The sequence below is a fragment of the Methanoregula sp. genome (genome assembly GCF_002835825.1).
Lineage (GTDB): Archaea > Halobacteriota > Methanomicrobia > Methanomicrobiales > Methanospirillaceae > Methanoregula.
The window spans coordinates 1-1534 of sequence record NZ_PIZH01000489.1 but is presented as its reverse complement, the minus strand read 5'-3'; the positions used below and the strand labels follow the sequence as shown (position 1 = coordinate 1534).

2 protein-coding genes are annotated in these 1534 nt (G+C 50.2%); both read right to left on the bottom strand.

The genetic code is table 11. The features are described from left to right. Positions 1–507: 507 nt before the first annotated feature. Positions 508–900, bottom strand: a complete 393-nt coding sequence (locus tag CW742_RS12590; protein ID WP_292420881.1) for a HEPN domain-containing protein — start codon at positions 898–900, stop codon at positions 508–510. Then, positions 875–1234 (bottom strand): nucleotidyltransferase domain-containing protein, encoded by a 360-nt coding sequence (locus tag CW742_RS12585; protein ID WP_292420880.1) that lies wholly within the window; start codon positions 1232–1234, stop codon positions 875–877. Before CW742_RS12585 ends, CW742_RS12590 begins: the two co-directional genes overlap by 26 nt. Positions 1235–1534 lie beyond the last annotated feature (300 nt).

The following is a 1534-nucleotide window of genomic DNA, read 5'->3' as shown; positions in this document are numbered from 1 at the left end:
TCCATTCTTACGTAATTCCTGTTCAACATTTAATTGTTTATACGTATGTTTCTGACATTTTTTCTTTACGTACGCAACATACTTCATCATTACGCTGACATCCCCCTTGGGACTCCCGTTCAATACAACGATGTTCATCTTCCTTTGTTGTGGCGCAACGATCGTGTCTGCCATATTCTCATCTCCTCCTTTTCCTACAAATCATACGTGAACGCATATTTACATTTATCATTTTTTGTACCGGTGTTTTGGGGAGAGGTACAGGGCAGCTTTCAATATGCAATGCAGTATCCGATGGAGGTGGGCGGGATTGTTCACAGGATAAAACAGGCAAATGCCGGCGAGAAGAATTACCCCTGCAGCAGCGGGACAGCAGAGTACCTCCTGACAGATCGAACTCAATTGGGACGACCACTTCAAACGTATCTACCGGAAGCGGGTCCGCAAAAAACCTGAATTAACAGCACAATTTTCCAAGAAGATCGTCCTCTTTTATGAGGATCCGCTTCATCCGGCCTGGTGTTCTGCCCACCGGAGGATATCCTCAGCCAAGCCTATTGCTCCGTGATATTCCTCTTTGGTAACCGGGATTTCATGTCCCGGGTACCGGGTATCGGAAGCATACGATGTGAGAGTTACTGCACTCCACAGGGGCTCGGGTATAACAATCCCGTGCTGTTCGAGTCCCGAGAGCAGGGCATTGATATCATGCGTGTAGGGATAAGGGATCTTCCGGGCCACGAACACCTCCTTGAGAGATTTTTCTGCTGCCTGCTGGGCCTGGTAGCAGAGGTCTTCATAAAGAACCCCAGGGGTTTTTGCGGCTGAAAGGGCGAGGGAACTTCTCGCCCGGGCAAGCCATTCTGCCGGGTTATCAGGCGAGTGCTTTTTTCCTTTCATAGATAACCCTGCCTTCCCGCATTGCGGGATACACGACACTGAATGGTGAGTCGCGGTACTCTTCGACCTGCTTTGGCGTGACGATCACCAGATCGATCGACCGGGCTATCCCCCGCATCCGCTGGTAAATCATTCCGGCAACTTTCCGCGAATTGTACCTGCCGGCTTTGATGACGAGGAAGTCAAGATCGCTATGAGGCCCGGTTGTGCCCCGTGCCGCAGAGCCGAAAAGCAGAACCTGCTCCGGGTGGGCGACTTCTACGATCCGGCGCACGATCTCTTCAATCTCTGCCGTCTCATGGGTTGTCGCAGTCTTCATGGTTTTTGGCTCCATATTCTTTCAGGTATTTTGCCGGGCAGATCCGGCCTTTTGATTCGCTGCTTTTGGATCCTGGCATGGCTGTTGCATTCTCTCCGGCTCTGCCCGCTGAATGTCGGCAACAGTGGGGCGGGAACTATTGATAATCCATTGTATTCGCGTGATGATATAATCGCTTTTCCGTATGCCCGGTGTAGGGTGAATGAACAGTATCTTTAAGCAAGCCCATTCGAAGAGTTCTTTTGAACTCTTCTCGTCCTCAAATTTCGCAAGGCTCAATTCTTCGGAGATTCAAGGAATGATCATACCATGCAC